We start from the raw sequence: 15,592 nt of genomic DNA, 5'->3' as shown, positions 1-15,592 counted from the left end.
CAAGCCATCGGTTGCTGTGGGTTAGCCGAGGATGGGCAGCCGGCGCTGGCCGGCCAGTCGCTTGAGCGCCGATTCCATGACCCCGCGCACATGCGCGTCGACCTCGTCGACGTCGGGATCCTCGCCGAACTGGGCGGCGACGTCGATCGGCTCGAGCACCTCGGTGACGATCTTGGCGGGTAGCGGGAGGTTGGGCGGGAAGATCACGCTCAGGCCGAAGGGGACCCCGAAGCTGACCGGCAAGATGTCCATGCGCGCCTTCGTCAGCCCCAACTTGCGCGCCAGCCAGTTGCCGCGGGTCAAGAAGAGCTGGGTCTCCTGGCCCCCGATCGAGACGGTGGGCACGATCGGCACCCCGGCTTCGATGGCGGTCCGCACGTAGCCGGTGCGTCCGTTGAAGTCGATGGTGTTGGCACTGAAGGTGGGCCGGTACGAGTCGTAGTCGCCGCCGGGGAAGACCAGCACCACGGCGCCGGAATGCAATGCCGCGGCAGCGTTTTCACGGCTGGCCTCGATGACCCCGAGGCGGCGCAGCCAGCCGTCCAGGGGGCCCATGAACAGGCCGTAATGGCCCAGCGTGTAGACCGGGCGGTCGTAGCCGAACTCGCCGTAGAACGCGGGGGAGAAGATCAGCACGTCCGGTGTCAGCATGCCGCCCGAGTGGTTGGACACCACCAGCGCTCCCCCGGACGACGGCACATTGCTTATGTTGCGCACCTCGGCCCGATACCACCGCTTGACGACCGGTCCGAGGGTCTTGCTGACCTGCTCGGTGAAGGCCGGGTCCCACTTGGTGGTCTCGTGGTTGTCGGCCACCTCGTTGCCGCTGCCCGTCATGGCTCCCCGCTGTCGTGTTCCTGCGCTCTGCTACTGATTGCCGGTGTGACGTAGCTCCCAAACCTGCCCGGCGGAGCAAATTCTACTCTCCAAATTAGAGAATACGGTTTCCGTTTGCTCGCGCGGTCGGGCCGCTAGCGCAGAGGACCCGGGTTCAGCCGGCGTCGCGCAGCAACGGATGGGCCGTCGGCAGCTCGACGCCCGGGCTCAAGGCGGCGAAGAATTTGGTCGCGTCGTCGATGGTGCGGTCGACGAAGGCGGCGAATTCCTCGAACGACGTGTTCCGTCGGATCCAGTGGGATCTGCGCGCCACCACGCCGATCCGTTGCGGGTCGCACGAGCCGTGCATGACCGCGGTGACTTCGTGCTCCTCGCGGTTCCAGGTGTCCGAGAAGTGCACCAGCCAGGGGCGCTCTGTGGCGGGAAAGAAGCAGCCGGGAGTCACCCGAACGATCAGCACGTCGCCGTGCGCGGGGGAGATCTCGAGATGGACGTGCAGGCGTCGCGGGCGGGGGCTGGTGACGAAGAAATATTCGCCGTCGTGGTGGCCACGGAAATAGCGTCGGCCGCGGGTGCGCAGGTACCGTTCGACCGCTTTTGCGCACATGGGCTCGTTCGTCATGAAAACATGCTGCGGCCAGTGGCTTTGCGGATGCTGGGAGACAAGCCACGGGTTAGCGAAGAAACTGTTGAGAATTGGCTGAGCGCCCGGGGCAGGGTCGGTCGGCCGGTGAAGTCAGTCGGTCAAACGCCGCTCGACGATCCCGGCGGCGGGCCGCGGCATCGTCCTCGGCAGCGTCACGGAAAACCGGTATCGCTCGGGACGATAGTGGAACTCGACAACCTCGAGCGGCTTGTCGTCCGTGCCGAAACTGACGCGTTCGAGCACCAGCACGGGAGAGCCCAACGGCAGATTCAGCGCGCCCGCGACGTCAAGGGAGGCGCCGGCCGCGTGGATCTCATAGGTGGCCCGGGCGACGGGCACGTCGAGGCGCCGCTCCCACATGGTGTAGGTGCTTTCCATCGCCCGCTCGGGCTGCGTGTCCGACGCGCTCGACAGCAGCGGCTCGACGGCCTTCCCGAGCCCCGGCGGTAGGTAGGCGATCATCAGGGCAAGGGGTGCATCCCCATCGCGAAATCGTCTGTGTATGCACAGAACTCTCGGCAAGCCCAGCGTGTCGGCGACCCGTTGCGGGGGCTCCTCGATGCGGTGCGACAGCACGTCGACGTGCGGCGTGATTCCGGAGCTCGCCAGTACCTCGGTGATCGTGCGCACGCCGGACCCCAATTCCTGTCGCACCGGGTTGGTGACGAACGTGCCCAGCCCCTGGCGCCGAACCAGCCAGCCCTGCCGCTCGAGCAGCCCGACCGCCGCGCGCACGGTTACCCGGCTCAGGCCGGAGCGATCGATCAGCTCCCGCTCGCTGGGCAGGAGTCCGCCGCGGGGCAGGCGCTGCTTGATGATCGCGGCCTTGAGCGCTTCGGCGAGCTGGGTGCTTGCGGGTACGTTGCCATGCCGAACCCGCAGATCTGCGGCCTCGAGGTCCAACGCTCGGGTGGCCATAAGACGTATTAAAACGTCTGGTTGCCGGGAGGGTAAAGGAGATCCGAGCCCACGCCCGGCGACCGTCGTCCCCCGGATGCTCGGATTACTCTGGCCAAGAATGCTTTTGCGCCAGCACAGGAGGGCCGACGGTGGGGATTGCGGTGGAACGAATCGACCATGTCGTGCTGAATTGCAACGACGTGGAGGTGACCGCGGCCTGGTACGAGCGGGTGCTCGGCATGCGGAGGGAGACGTTCGGGCGGTCGGCGCGGATCGCGCTGCGGTTCGGGGAGCAGAAACTCAACCTTCGACCGGTCGGGGCGCTGGCCGAGGATCCGGATTGGGTCACCGCCTCGTTCGAGGTGGCCGGTTCCCAGGACTTGTGCTTCATCACGCGCAGCAACCCCGACGAGGTGCGCACCCATCTGGCGGAGTGCGGGGCGGAGATCGTCGCAGGACCGGTGACCAGAACCGGCGCGCTGGGCCCGATGACCTCGCACTACTGCCGCGACGTCGATGGGAATCTGGTCGAAATCGCCGTCTACCGAACGGTTTAGAGCGGGTAGAGCGCCGGGAGGTTCACCACGACGGCCTCTTGGGTGCTGCGCGCGATGACGACCTCCGCCGGCGTGGTCGGGTCGGGGTTCTCCTCGCGGTGCGGCAGGTACGGCGGGATGAAGACGTAGTCCCCGGGCGACGCCGAGATACGCACTTCCTGCACGCCGTCGTGGAAGACGAACGCCGGGTGGCCGCTGCGAACGTAGATGGCGGTTTCCGAGTCGCCGTGATGGTGGTTGGACGACACGGTCGCCGGCGCCGCGTGTGTCTCGCCCATCCAGAGCTTCTCGGCACCCACCGATGTGCCGCTGAGCGCGGCGAAGCGACGAAGCCCGTCCGATTGCGCGGTGTCGGAGCTGATCTCCGACGACTTGATGTGGTGCACCCGGTTGCGGATGGTTTGCGGCGCCTTCTCGTCGAAATCTGGGTGGAATCCGTCTGCAGTGGCCATGCGTCAATTATGGGATCGAATCCCGATACGCCTCGAGGAGCCGCAGCCACAGCTCGCTGACCGTGGGGAAGCAGGGCACGGCGTGCCACAACCGGTCGATGGGCACCTCGCCCGCGACGGCGATGGTGGCGGAATGGAGCATCTCGGTGACCCCGGGTCCCACCAGAGTGACCCCGAGCAAGTGCTCGCGATCGAGATCGACCACCATCCGCGCCCGGCCGGCGTACCCGTCGGCGTAGAGCTTGGCCCCCATCACCGCGCCGCCGATCTCGACGTCGACGGTGCGCACCCGGTGCCCGGCCCGCCGCGCCTGCTCGGCCGTCAGGCCGACCGCGGCGGCTTCGGGGTCGGTGAAGAAGGCCTGCGGCACGGCGTGATGGTCGGCAGTGGTCGCGTGGCGGCCCCAGGGCGCGGTGTCCAAGGGCGTGCCCGCCGCACGCGCACCGATCGCCGCGCCGGCAATGCGACCCTGGTACTTGCCCTGATGGGTCAGCAGGGCTCGGTGATTGACGTCACCCGCCGCATAGAGCCAGTCCGACTCGATGGCCCGCACTCGGCAGGTGTCGTCGACGTCGAGCCAGCTGCCGGGGGTCAGCCCGACGGTCTCGAGGCCGATGTCGTCGGTGAGCGGGGCGCGGCCGGTCGCGAAAAGCACTTCGTCGGCCTGCACCTCGGAGTCGTCGTCCAACGCGAGGGTTACCGGTCCGCCGCCAGGCCGGCGCAGCGCCCGGACGGATACCCCGACTCGCACGTCCACACCCGCATCGGCGAGGCCGCGGCCGATGAGTTCGCCCACGAACGGTTCCATCCGCGGTAACAAGCCCGACCCCCGCGCGAGCAGGGTCACCTGAGACCCCAATCCTTGCCAAGCGGTGGCCATTTCGACGCCGACGCCGCCGGCGCCGACCACGGCCAGCCGCTCGGGCACACAGCTGCTGTCGGTGGCCTCGCGGTTGGTCCACGGTCTGGCTTCGCCGATTCCGGGCAAGTCGGGAAGGACCGGCCGGCTTCCGGTGCAGACCACGACCGCGTGCCGCGCGGCCAACCACGACGTCTGACCGTCGGAAGCCGTGACGGCGACGCGTCGCGCCCCATCCAACCGGCCCTGGCCGCGTACCAGGGTGGCGCCGATTCCGCGAACCCAGTCGGCTTGGCCGCTGTCGTCCCAGTCGCTCACGTAACGGTCGCGGCGGCCGAAGACACCCGCCGCGTTGATCCGGCCGCTCACCGCCTCGCGCGCGCCATCGACCCGGCGGGCGTCCGCGATGGCGATCACCGGCCGCAACAAGGCCTTACTCGGCACGCAGGCCCAGTAGGAGCATTCTCCCCCGACCAGTTCCCGCTCGATGAGCGCGACCGTCAGTCCTGCCGCCCGGGCGCGCTCCGCGGCGTTTTGCCCGACCGGGCCGGCGCCGAGCACTATGACGTCGTAGCCGCTTTCTTCGTGTGCTGCCATCGTTCTTCGTCCTCCCCGTGTTGCGTCAGTTGGCGATGAGCGTCGCGGCCAGCTGGCGCAGGTCGCTCGCTACCAGATTCGGTTGGGGCAGCGCGTCGACGGGCAGCGGCGGATTGCCGGGTCGGGTAATGAGCGCAGCGCCGAAGCCGACCTTTTGGGCGCCGAGGGTGTCCCACACGTGTGCGGCCACCATCATGCAGTCGGCCGGTGCCACCCCGACCGTCTCGCACGCGTATCGGTACACGGCGGGCGCGGGCTTGAAGGCGTGGCAGGCGTCGACGCTCAATTGGTGTTCGAAGAATTCGGCCAGCCCGGAACTCTGCAGCGCCGTCGGGCCGTCCGGGTTGGGCGGCGAATTGGTAAGGGTCACAAGGCGAAAGCCGTTGTCCCGCAAGCGCGCGAGCCCTTCAGCCGCGTCCGGGTGTGCCGGCATGGTGAGCAGGCCGGTCTTCAGGCGGTGCGCGTCATCGTCGGAGACGGCCACGCCGTGGATATCGCCAACCATGCGAAACACGCCTTGGGCCAGGGTGGAGAAGTCCACGTAACTGTCCGCCAATGTCGCGGACATCGAGTACATGACCAGCTGGGCGAACCACTCGCGGAGCACCCGCTGATCGCCGAACAGTTCGGTGAAAAGCGGTGCGAGTGACTCGATGTCGACCAACGTTTCGTTGACGTCGAAAACCAGGACTGACGGTACGCGCATGGTCACGGCTTGTCCTTCTTCAGAGTTGGAGCATCCGGCCGGAGATACCCGATCAAACACAAACAAATCAAAGCCATCCCCACAAAGGGCCACCAAAGCGCGGCCACGCCGGCCGTTGTGAAGACGCCGATCGTGATGAATGACCTCATCCGCAACAACCTGCGCATTCGATCCGTGACTTCTTCAGGAGCGGGCCGGTCGACCACTTCCCAGCACAGTGCGAGATAGGTGATGTTTACGAGCACGAACACGAACGCATATGAGGCCACGGGGGCGGCGGCGAACCTACTGTCGGCGATCCACTCGGTGGTTATCGGGATGAGCGAGACCGAGAACAAATGCGCGAAGTTCGACCACACCAGTCGCGGCGTCGCCAGCTCCGCATAGCCGAACAGGTGATGATGGTTGACCCATACGATCGCGATGAACAAATAGCTGACCACATAGCTCAGGCCGGTGGGCCATAGCGGGATTAGGGCGCTGAAGCTGTGGGCGGTCGGAGGCTTGAGCTCCAGCACCAAGATCGTGATGAGCACCGCGAACACACCGTCGGAGAACGCTCCCACCCGGTCGGGACTGGATTTGCGCACAACCACTGCGCCTCCTCAGGCTCGTTGATGGTTTCGTTCCTGCGACACCCACGCATTACCGTCGGGATCGCGGAAATCCGCAAGGCTCGCATAGTCAGTGCGGCCGCTAGCTGGGCCAGGAAGAAACCCGCCGCGCCAGCCACCGCGCGTGTCCTTATGCCGGATGTCGCTGACCGTTACCCCGCGTCCCACAAGCTCCGCGCGGTAGCCTTCGATGTCGCGAACGACCAGGTAGAGACCTTGCAGCGAGCCCGGCGGCGCGTCGGTTCGATTGATGCCGAATTGAATCGAGGTACCCGACCCTTCGGGTGTCAACTGGATGACCCGGAATTCGGAGGATGGCGCGTACTCGACGTCGAGCTTGAAGCCAACCTGGTCACGGTAAAACCGCAGCGAGCGATCGGGATCCGTGACGGGCACGACGACAACTTCGAGGGAAACCGTCATGGGATCCCCGCGGTTGGTGTCTTCCCTAAGACCTCATCTGTGTCCAGTCCGCGGTCGATGCCGTGGGGAATGACGGTCTGGCCTGGCTCGAGTTCAAGCTGTTCGTCGTCGAGGTAGACATCAATCTTATCCGGTTCGAAGGAAACCCAGTTGGCCACCCGCCTCACCTCGCGCCATGCGCTGAGGTAGGACCACGCCGCGCGTTTCCGGTCGCCGATATCGTAATAGGAGCAGATTCCTTTGTAGGGGCAAAAGGTTTGCGTCTCAATTATTTCGAGAGCGGACTCGTCAATGTCCTCGCGGGGCACATACCAGCGTGGCGCAAATCCTGACTCATAAAGCGCCAGCGGGTGCTGGGTATCGGCGATCACACTGTCACCAGCACGAACAATCAGATGCCGTGCTGTGGAACGGATGTCGATGCGATGATAGGCGTCCGCGGCATGCCCGACGATGCGCTCGTCCTCTTCGTAAAAGGCGTCCATGGCGCGCCAGGCAAACGCGAGACGCCCGTCGAGGTCCGATGCATAGGGCGGCAGACAGGTATGCCGCCAAGCCGCGTGGCTGGCCTCCCGCTCCGCGACCTTGATGGTGAACCACTGCGTGTCACCAAGGTCCTGATGCTCTGTGACGCGATCCTCGGCCAACACGATGTCTGCCTCGATGTCGCCGAGCGGGAAGTAGGCGACCGGATAGCGACCCGGCTCGTGCAACAGAACCACGTTCTCGCTGTCAGCGATCCACCTGTCCGCGAATTGCACTCGCATTCGCCTTCGCAGCGGCTCGGCGTACAGCAGTCGTCGTGGTAACGGCTGCTCGGTCAGGAATCGTCCCGCTGATCCGGTCGCAAGCGGACCTTGCTGCCATGCCAGCCCCATCGTCGAGTCCCTTCTCCGCGAATTTCTTTGCCGGAACAGGCTTCTCTATTGCAGAACGACGACCATCTTGCCGCCGGCCTCTCCCGCTTCCATCACGCGGTGCGCCTCGCGGATCTCGTCGAAGGCGAAGACGCGGGACGGCTTGGCTTCCAACGTGCCGTCGGCGACCTGGCGTGCGATGGCTTGCAGGGGGACATCCGAGAGCGGAAAGCCGAGGGTCCCAAACACGAAGCTGCCGAAGAAGTTCCAGTTGACCCCGCTTGGCATGTGCAACAGCGGATTGAAATTCCCGATCGGGTCGAGCCCGCCCAGCCACCCCGCCAGGCAGGCCGTTCCGTCGCGGCGCAGCATGTCGAGGGAGTCCAGGATGGTGCTGTTTCCGACCAAGTCCAGGACGGCATCGACCTGCTTGGCCTCCGGGAGATGGTCGGCCAGGTCGCGCCTTTCCAATTCGACGCGTGATGCGCCCAGCTCCACGAGCATGGGAAACCGGCCGTGGCTTCGCGCGGTGGCAATGACGCGCGCGCCGGCGGCGACGGCCATCTTGAGCGCGGCCTGCCCGAGGGACGAGGTCGCACCGCGCAGGACCAGCGTCTGTCCCGACTTCAGGCCGAGGTTGCGGAAGAGACATGTCCACGCGACCGCGTAGGTTTCGGGCAGCGCGGCCAACTGTGCCCAGGGCAGCTCGGATTCCATGGCGGCGACGTTCGCCGCGCGCACGCGGGTGTACTGCGCGTAGCTGCCGTTGATGGTACGGCCAAGACCGCCCATCAACGCGGCCACCTTGGCGCCCACGGGGAATTCGCCGCCCGGACACGAGTCGACGATGCCGACGCATTCGATGCCGCTGATCTCCGCGGCTTCGGCCCATTCCCCGCGACGCATGTGCAGCTCGGCGTGATTGACGCCGAACGCCTTGACTTCGATGACCACTTCGCCGTGCCTGGGCAGCGGCTTCGGAATGTCGGCGTGGACGAGCCTGTCCACGCCGCCGAACCCCCGGAGGATCACAGCCCGCATGGTTTCGCCGCCGGGCCGCTCGCGCACGACCGCGGGCGCGGTGGGTAGCTGGGGCGCTTCGGTGGTCGACACTTGCCGCTCCTCCCAAATGCCGAGTGGGCATTCATATCTGGATGTGCGCAACGGAGCCGGTGAGCTTCCGCCCGTAATGGGCCAGCTGACCCAGTTATTATGGGCTATCCGTCCCAATTTGTCCAGTGGGGTGGACTCACTTGGCCCGGGAAGGGCCGCGACGGCGCGGCGGAGCGGATCGGCCCCTGCGGGCGTGCGTCATGAACGCGCGCACGTAGTCGACGGCGGCGTTGACCGCGGCCCGCAAAGGTTCGGGATCCCCGGTGGCGTATGTCAGCATCGCACCGCCCTGGTGCGCGGCGACAAGTGAAACCGCCAGGTGGCGCGGGTCGGCATCGGGGCACAGCTCGCCGCGCCGGCGCATGGCCGCAAGGCCTGTCCTGAAAAGCTCGATCCACTGGTCATAGCCGGCGGAGAGATCGTCGTGCAAGTCGTCGTCGGCGTCGATCAATTCCCCCGCCAAAGAGCCGTAGACGCAACCTCCTAAACGGTATACGGCGTCGATGTCGGCGACGCAGGCGTCGGCCCACGCCTGCAGGGCGTCGAGGGTGTCGAGGGCGCCAAGCGGTGGCTGAGTGTGGAAGGCCCGTACGTCTTCGCGGCGGGCGGCGATCACCTGGCGGGTCAGTTCGCGCTTGTCCTGAAAGTAGTGCGTGATCTGTGAGCCGCCGACCCCGGCCGCTCGCCGCACCTGCTCGATGCTGGTGCCGGCGACGCCGCGCTCGAACATGAGACCGGCGGCGACATCGACGATGTGCGCGCGCGTCGCCTGTCCCTTGCGGGTGAAACGTGTTGGGCTGGCCTCAGTTAGGTTGGGGCCCTTGCCCAGGCGCCGAGCACGCCGGGCGGGCCGGGCAACCCGCTCGCCGGGATCGGTGGCGAAGCTGCGCAGGTAGTTGATCGCGAAGCGGATGGCGTCGGCGTGCGGCCATTCCGCGCGGTAGGTGAAGGCCAAGGTGCCACCGCCTTGATGGGCGGCGACAATCACGATCGCCAGCGTCCGCGGGTCGGCTTCAGCGACCACGATGCCGTCATCTTTCATTCGCTGGATCGCCGCCTCGATGAGGTCGACCCACTGCCAATAGCCGGCCGCAAGCGTTTCGCGCGTCGCGTCGTCGGACTTCGCCAGCTGCGCGGCAAGGGCGTGATAGGTGGGCGTGCCGAGGTATCCGATGCGCCTGAGGTACCTCATATTGAGGTCGATCCACCGCTCGAAGTCGGCGAACGAAGCCAGACCACCCAGCTTGGGCTGCCGGTGAAAGTCGAGAACCACGCCGATCTGACGCCGGATGACCGCGCGAATGAGGGCGCTCTTGTCGGTGAAATAATGGGCGAGCTGCGAACCGCTGACCGACGCCGCCCTGCGTACGTTCTCCATGTTCGAGGCGGACAGTCCCTCGGTGACAATCAGTTGGGCGGCCGCTGCCACGATGCGGTCCCGGGTGGCACGCCCCTTGGCGGTCAACCGTTGTTCGTCCTGAACATCGGAATGGGCCATCGCGTCAGGCTAGCCCGCGAGCGTCGGGAATTATGGGATATGAAACCCATTGATCCCCGGAACCGGTCAGGTGGTCATGTCAACCTTGGCGAGGAAGCCGCGAATCAGCGCGGCGACGTCGTCCAGCGCGGACTCCAGCAGGAAGTGCCCGCCGTCGAGCAGTCGGATCTCGGCATCCGGGAGGTCGTCGGCGAAGGCCTCGGCGCCGGCCGGGCCGAATATCTCATCCCCCCGACCCCACACCGCGAGCAGGGGCACCTGGCTGGCACGAAAGTATTCGTGCAGGCGCGGATAGAGCGGCGCGTTGGTCGCGTAGTCCCGCAACAGCTTCAGCTGCACCAGGTCGTTGCCGGGACGCGATATGAGCGCGTAGTCGTGATGCCACGATTCGGGGTCGACGAGGGTCTCGTCGGAAACGCCGGTGACGTATTGCCACCGGGTGGCGTCCAGCGTGAGGAACTGCCGTACCTCGGCCTCGGCCTCGGGTGTTTGCTCGCGTTGGTAGGCCCACACGACCTTCCAGAAGTTCTCGACGAATCCCGCGTTGTAGCCGTTGCCGTTCTGGGTGATGATTGCGGTGATCGCCGACGGGTCGCGCAGCGCCAGCCGCCAACCGACCGGCGCACCGTAATCCTGGACGTAGATTGCGTATTTGGCGACGCCGAGCATGTGCAACAACCCGGCGGTGAGGTCGGCCAGGGCGTCGAAGGTGTAGTCGAACTCTTGCACGGACGGCGCGTCGGAAAGCCCGAAGCCCAGGTAGTCCGGTGCGATCACGTGATAGCGGTCGGCGAGTGCCGGCAGCAGATGCCGGAACATGTAGGAGCTGGTCGGAAAGCCGTGCAACAGCACGAGCGCGGGAGCGCTTGGGTCGCCCGCTTGCCGGAAGAAGAGCCGGTGACCGTTGACGGTGGCGTATCGATGATGGACAGCCGGCATGAGTTCCTCCTGAATCTCGCCCCGGCGCGCCGCTCGGCCAAGGTTCACTGAAATCACCGCGCGGGACAGTTTGGGCTGTGTAACCCATTATGCACCAGACGGGGACGGTGCGATAGCCCACCTCTTGTGGCACTGCGGGCCGGGCGGCATACTCTGGGTTAGCCCTCCCAATCAAGGGGCCTGGGAGGTGACACGGTGGGCAAGCTGGTTTCGGTGAATGTCGGTCTGCCCAGAAACGTGCACTGGCGGGAAAAGGCCGTCTATACGGGGATCTGGAAGACTCCGGTCGAGGGCCCGGTCATGGTGCGACGGCTGAACATCGACGGCGACGGCCAGGGTGATCTGGGGGGCCATGGTGGCGAGCAGCGTGCCGTCATGGTGTATCAGGCCGAGTCGTACGACTATTGGCAGAAATACCTGGGTCGCGACGACCTCGTGCCCGGCCACTTCGGGGAGAATTTCACGGTCACCGGGCTTCCCGATGACGAGGTGTGCATCGGTGACCGCTACCGGATCGGTGAAGCCGAGTTCGAAGTCACCCAGCCGCGCGTGACATGCTTCCGTGTTGGCCTCCGACTGAACGAACCGAGGATGCCGAACCTGCTTGTCTCCCAACGGCGCCCGGGCTTCTATTTCCGGGTGATCACCGAGGGGCAGGTCCGCGCCGGTGACGAGATCGTGCGTACCCGCCGTGGCCGCCACGAGCTCAGCGTCGCCGACGTCGATGCGCTGTTGTACCTGCCGAACCGCGACCTTGACCGACTCCGCAAGGTCGTCGATGTCCCCGCGCTCAGCCCCGGCTGGCAGCAGTCGTTCCGGGAAATGCTCGACTCACGCCAGGGGTCGGCGCGCCAGCTCCCTGGCGCGCCGCGGGCGTGGGACGGGTTTCGCCCCTTACGCGTCGGCGCGATACGCCGGGAGAGCCCACAAGTGATGTCCATCCGGCTTGAGGCCGACGACCATGTCGCGCTGCCGGCGCCTCTTCCCGGGCAATACCTCACGGTACGAGTTCCCGGCGCGGGCACCCCCGCGCCGCTGCGCAGCTACTCCCTCTCGGGAGACCCCGCCGCGGGGTATTACCGCATCAGCGTCAAACGCGAAAGCCGTGGCCTGGTGAGTCGATGGCTGCACGACCACGTCGAGCCGGGTTCGGTCGTTGAGGCCGCCGCCCCGCGGGGCGACTTCTACCTCACCGATGGCGGCGGTCCGGTGTTGCTCATATCCGCGGGAATCGGCATCACGCCCGTCTTGGCCATGCTGCACGCGCTCGGCGCGGCCGGCAGCCCCCGCGACATCTGGTGGCTGCACACCGCCCGCGATCGCGAAACGCAAACGTTCGCAACCGAGGTCGACACCTTGATCGGATCCTTGCCGAGTGCGCGGCAGTCGGTCTTCTACACACAGACACAGGGGCGGCCGGACGGAGCGGCCATCGAGGCGCTGGGTATCCCGACCGACGCCACGGCATACCTCTGCGGCCCAACCCAATTCATGGTCGACATGCGCGACGCACTCGCCGCTGGCGGCCTGGACCCCGACCGAATCCATAGCGAGCTGTTCGGCGCCCTGCCACCGATCAATCCCGGCATCGTCGACGGTGCCCCTCGCAAGCCGCCGCATCCCCCGGTAGGTGTCCAGGGGTTCGGCCCGCCAATCACCTTCGCGCGCAGCGGCCTGACGGTCAACTGGTCATCCCGGTACGGAAGCATCCTCGAGCTGGCCGAAGCCTGCGACGTGCCCACCCGGTTCTCCTGCCGAAGCGGGGTCTGCCACGTCTGCGTCACGGGGATCGTTGCGGGCAGCACCACGTACGTGCAGCAGCCGCTGGAGCCGCCCGCGCAAGGAACCGTACTCATCTGCTCGGCGGCTCCAGAGACCGAGCTCGCACTCGACCTGTAGCGAAAGCCGATGCGTCAGGCGGCGATTGCGCGTTGACCGCCGGTCACGGGCACCACGGCGCCGTTGACATAGCTCGCGTCGGCGGAGCTGAGGAAGACGACCGCTCTCGCGATTTCGCTGGGCTCGGCGGCCCGGCCCAGCGCGGTGCTGCCCGCCACCGCCTCCAACACACCGGGTAGAGCCGCCAAACCGGGAGTATCGGTTGGCCCGACCGCGATCGCGTTGACGCGCACGCCCGATCCACCGAATTCATCCGCCCACACGCGCGTCAGCGACTCCAGCCCGGCCTTCGTCGCGCCGTAGATACCCGCGCCACTCGCCGGAACGGAGGCCGCAACTGTGCTCACGTTGACCACCGCGCCGGCGCCACGCTCGGCCATTCCCGGTACCAACTCCTGGACCAAGATGTAGGGGGCGCGCAGGTTCACATTCACGTGGTCGTCGAACGTCGCATCGTCGGTGTCTGCGGTCGCGCCGAACTTGTAGATGCCGGCGTTGTTGATCAAAATGTCGACCGGTCCGGCCTCGGCGGCCAGGCGACGCACGTCGTCTCCATCGTTGAGGTCCGCCGCGACGAAACGCGCCCTGCCGCCTGCGTTTTCGATATCACGGACGGTCTTGGCGCCGCGTTCGGCGCTGCGGCCGTGCACCACCACCTCGACTCCGCGTTCCGCGAGTTGTAGCGCGATCGCTCGGCCGATCCCCGACGTGGCTCCGGTCACCAGCGCGGTGGAGCCGGCCATTGTTGCTGCCATCGAACCCTGCCTCCGGGAGAGAAGTTCACTTGCCTCCCCGTCAGCAGCTTGCCGTCACGGTTTATTCCTGGGAGCTGAGCGGGACAGACGCCTCGGCGGTGTAGCACAGGAATGTCAGCGTCTCCTGTAGATACAGCTGCACGGTGTCCGCGTCGTGGCTGGTGTACCCGATCGACACGTCGGTTCCGAGCTGCAGGTCGAAGTCGCCGCCGCGGGTGGTGAGCACGAATGCGCCGTCAATGGCCGGTGCCCAGATGATGTCCCCGGGAACCAGCCGGTCGATGTGCTCGAGGATGGGATATCCGTGTTCGGTGGTCTCGCTGACCCTGGTGTAGACGTCGGCGGATAGCAGGACGGAGTAGGGACCGTCGACACCGGCCAACCGCAGTTGCGAGATCGCCTGGGTGATGACGTCGGGGATCTCGCGGGGGTCGGCCGGCAAGGTCAGCGGCTTGTTCGAGCTGCACGTGCGGATGCCGTCGATCGACGCGGCGGCGTAGCCCTCGAAAATCGCGCGGTCCTCGACGAACGCCAGCTTCTTGGCGGCGGCCTTGACCGGGTCCCAGTCCGAGTCCTGCGCCCCGCGCTCGACGTTGTCGATTTCGTAGCGCGATAGGGTGAACGGAACACGCAGACGCACAAGGGGTTTGCTGGTCCGCAGGTGAGCCTCCACTCCGTCGGAGGGTGACGCCACGTCGATCAGGCGCCCGGTGCTGACCGCTGCGGTGACCGGACCGCCGGGCTCGCTGACGTCGACCACCCGGCGGCCGGCGACATGGCGTTTGAAGGTGCGCGTCGCCTCCAATTCGATTTCGTGCCAGGCGGCTTCGGTGACCGGGGCCAGGTCGCGGTAGAGATTGTTCATAAACTGGTTCCTTTCAGGCTGCCGATGGAAAGTGAGCCGTCCTGTGCGGCAGGCTTTTCCGCCACCGGCGCTGCGGGCAGCGGCGGTGGATCGTCGAGGAAGTCAACAGTGGGGGAGAAGAACAGGCCACCGGTGACCGCGGTGGAGAATTCGAGGATGTGGTCGGTATTGCCGGGCGGATCCCCGAGGAACATGTTGCGCAGCATCTGTTCGGTGACCCGCGGCGTGCGGGAATAGCCGATGAAATAGGTGCCGTACTCACCCTTGCCGAGTTCACCGAACGGCATGTTGTGTCGCACGATCTTGAGCTCGGTGCCGTCGTCGTCGGTGATGACGTTCAGGGCGATGTGGGAGTTGGCCGGCTTTTCGTCGTCGTCGAGTTCGAGGTTTTCCAGCTTCGTGCGGCCGATCACCCGCTCCTGCTCGCTGACGGAAAGCGAATTCCATGAATCCATTTCGTGCAGGTACTTCTGCACGTGCACGTAGCACGAGCCCTCGAATTCGGGATCCTCGGCGCCGATGGCGGTGGCGCTGACGGCGAGCTGCCCGTCGGGGTTTTCGGTGCCGTCGACGAAGCCCAACAGGTCGCGGTTGTCGAAGTAGCGGAATCCGTGCACCTCGTCGACCACCGTGACGGCACCGGCCATCGACCTCAGAATGCGGTCGGCGAGTTCGAAACACACGTCCAGGCTCTCGGCCCGGAGGTGAAACAGCAGGTCCCCGGGCGTGGCCGGGGCGGTGTGCCGCGGGCCCTTCAGCTCGACGAACGGGTGCAACTCGGCGGGACGCGGCCCGGTGAACAAGCGATCCCAGGCCTGCGAGCCGATCGAGGTGATGGCCGACAACCGTTTCGGCGGCTCGCGAAACCCGATCGCGCGCACGAGCCCGGAAATGTCGGGCAGCGCGTCATGAACCGTCGCTTCCCCGCCGTCGTCGATGGTCACCACCAGGAAGACCGCCGCCGGCGTCAACGGCTCGAGGATGGGCTGCGGCTGGACGGGAGGCACTCTGCCGACCCTAGCGTGGCGACGGCGAGCGCCGGAAGGGCGCGAGGAAGGAGCCGCGCAATCGACCC

17 protein-coding genes are annotated in these 15,592 nt (G+C 66.4%); 2 read left to right on the top strand and 15 right to left on the bottom strand.

Annotated elements, in window-relative coordinates; translation table 11 throughout:
* Positions 1-21: 21 nt before the first annotated feature.
* The 3 genes from G6N51_RS15805 to G6N51_RS15795 form a co-directional block, all read right to left on the bottom strand.
* Positions 22-837 (bottom strand): lysophospholipid acyltransferase family protein, encoded by an 816-nt coding sequence (locus G6N51_RS15805; protein WP_083168076.1) that lies wholly within the window; start codon positions 835-837, stop codon positions 22-24.
* A gap of 154 nt (positions 838-991) precedes the next feature.
* Positions 992-1,459 (bottom strand): hypothetical protein, encoded by a 468-nt coding sequence (locus tag G6N51_RS15800; protein ID WP_083168081.1) that lies wholly within the window; start codon positions 1,457-1,459, stop codon positions 992-994.
* A 114-nt stretch (positions 1,460-1,573) separates the two neighbouring features.
* On the bottom strand, positions 1,574-2,401 hold the full coding sequence (locus G6N51_RS15795; RefSeq protein ID WP_083168085.1) for an Rv0792c family HTH-type transcriptional regulator: 828 nt from the start codon (positions 2,399-2,401) through the stop codon (positions 1,574-1,576).
* A 131-nt stretch (positions 2,402-2,532) separates the two neighbouring features.
* On the opposite strand from G6N51_RS15795, the gene G6N51_RS15790 reads away from it, so the two are divergent.
* Positions 2,533-2,940 carry a VOC family protein gene (locus G6N51_RS15790; RefSeq protein WP_083168089.1) on the top strand — a complete coding sequence of 136 codons (408 nt, stop codon included), beginning with the start codon at positions 2,533-2,535 and terminating at the stop codon, positions 2,938-2,940.
* Here the strand turns inward: G6N51_RS15790 and G6N51_RS15785 are convergent.
* The 9 genes from G6N51_RS15785 to G6N51_RS15745 form a co-directional block, all read right to left on the bottom strand.
* Positions 2,937-3,392 (bottom strand): cupin domain-containing protein, encoded by a 456-nt coding sequence (locus G6N51_RS15785; protein ID WP_083168094.1) that lies wholly within the window; start codon positions 3,390-3,392, stop codon positions 2,937-2,939. The genes G6N51_RS15790 and G6N51_RS15785 overlap by 4 nt on opposite strands.
* A gap of 7 nt (positions 3,393-3,399) precedes the next feature.
* Positions 3,400-4,848 carry a dihydrolipoyl dehydrogenase family protein gene (locus tag G6N51_RS15780; protein ID WP_083168099.1) on the bottom strand — a complete coding sequence of 483 codons (1,449 nt, stop codon included), beginning with the start codon at positions 4,846-4,848 and terminating at the stop codon, positions 3,400-3,402.
* Positions 4,849-4,873: 25 nt separating this feature from the next.
* The gene (locus tag G6N51_RS15775; RefSeq protein WP_083168104.1) at positions 4,874-5,554 is read right to left on the bottom strand and encodes a haloacid dehalogenase type II; all 681 of its coding nucleotides are present in this window, start codon (positions 5,552-5,554) and stop codon (positions 4,874-4,876) included.
* Between the two features lie 2 nt (positions 5,555-5,556).
* The gene (locus G6N51_RS15770; RefSeq protein WP_083168658.1) at positions 5,557-6,120 is read right to left on the bottom strand and encodes a TMEM175 family protein; all 564 of its coding nucleotides are present in this window, start codon (positions 6,118-6,120) and stop codon (positions 5,557-5,559) included.
* 39 nt (positions 6,121-6,159) lie between these two features.
* Positions 6,160-6,591 (bottom strand): VOC family protein, encoded by a 432-nt coding sequence (locus tag G6N51_RS15765; RefSeq protein ID WP_083168109.1) that lies wholly within the window; start codon positions 6,589-6,591, stop codon positions 6,160-6,162.
* Positions 6,588-7,469 carry a DUF427 domain-containing protein gene (locus G6N51_RS15760; protein WP_083168114.1) on the bottom strand — a complete coding sequence of 294 codons (882 nt, stop codon included), beginning with the start codon at positions 7,467-7,469 and terminating at the stop codon, positions 6,588-6,590. Before G6N51_RS15760 ends, G6N51_RS15765 begins: the two co-directional genes overlap by 4 nt.
* Before the next feature lie 45 nt (positions 7,470-7,514).
* The gene (locus G6N51_RS15755; protein WP_083168118.1) at positions 7,515-8,561 is read right to left on the bottom strand and encodes a zinc-binding dehydrogenase; all 1,047 of its coding nucleotides are present in this window, start codon (positions 8,559-8,561) and stop codon (positions 7,515-7,517) included.
* A 136-nt stretch (positions 8,562-8,697) separates the two neighbouring features.
* Positions 8,698-10,059, bottom strand: a complete 1,362-nt coding sequence (locus G6N51_RS15750; protein WP_083168123.1) for a TetR/AcrR family transcriptional regulator — start codon at positions 10,057-10,059, stop codon at positions 8,698-8,700.
* 66 nt (positions 10,060-10,125) lie between these two features.
* The gene (locus G6N51_RS15745) at positions 10,126-10,998 is read right to left on the bottom strand and encodes an alpha/beta fold hydrolase (RefSeq protein ID WP_083168661.1); all 873 of its coding nucleotides are present in this window, start codon (positions 10,996-10,998) and stop codon (positions 10,126-10,128) included.
* 195 nt (positions 10,999-11,193) lie between these two features.
* Here G6N51_RS15745 and G6N51_RS15740 point away from each other — a divergent pair, with 195 nt between their 5' ends.
* Positions 11,194-12,897 carry an MOSC and FAD-binding oxidoreductase domain-containing protein gene (locus G6N51_RS15740; protein ID WP_083168126.1) on the top strand — a complete coding sequence of 568 codons (1,704 nt, stop codon included), beginning with the start codon at positions 11,194-11,196 and terminating at the stop codon, positions 12,895-12,897.
* Positions 12,898-12,911: 14 nt separating this feature from the next.
* On the opposite strand, the gene G6N51_RS15735 is transcribed toward G6N51_RS15740, so the two are convergent.
* The 3 genes from G6N51_RS15735 to G6N51_RS15725 all read right to left on the bottom strand — a co-directional run bounded on the left by G6N51_RS15735 (position 12,912) and on the right by G6N51_RS15725 (position 15,524).
* Positions 12,912-13,652 carry an SDR family NAD(P)-dependent oxidoreductase gene (locus tag G6N51_RS15735; RefSeq protein ID WP_083168131.1) on the bottom strand — a complete coding sequence of 247 codons (741 nt, stop codon included), beginning with the start codon at positions 13,650-13,652 and terminating at the stop codon, positions 12,912-12,914.
* 61 nt (positions 13,653-13,713) lie between these two features.
* A complete protein-coding gene (locus tag G6N51_RS15730) occupies positions 13,714-14,517 on the bottom strand; it encodes a family 1 encapsulin nanocompartment shell protein (protein WP_083168135.1) in 804 nt (267 codons plus the stop codon).
* Positions 14,514-15,524: a Dyp-type peroxidase gene (locus G6N51_RS15725; RefSeq protein WP_083168140.1), complete on the bottom strand. Its 1,011-nt coding sequence runs from the start codon at positions 15,522-15,524 to the stop codon at positions 14,514-14,516. Before G6N51_RS15725 ends, G6N51_RS15730 begins: the two co-directional genes overlap by 4 nt.
* Positions 15,525-15,592 lie beyond the last annotated feature (68 nt).

It is taken from the genome of Mycobacterium paraseoulense (assembly GCF_010731655.1).
Taxonomy (GTDB): Bacteria; Actinomycetota; Actinomycetes; order Mycobacteriales; family Mycobacteriaceae; genus Mycobacterium; species Mycobacterium paraseoulense.
The sequence above is the reverse complement of the archived record's forward strand: the minus strand, read 5'-3'. Positions and strand labels throughout refer to the sequence as shown.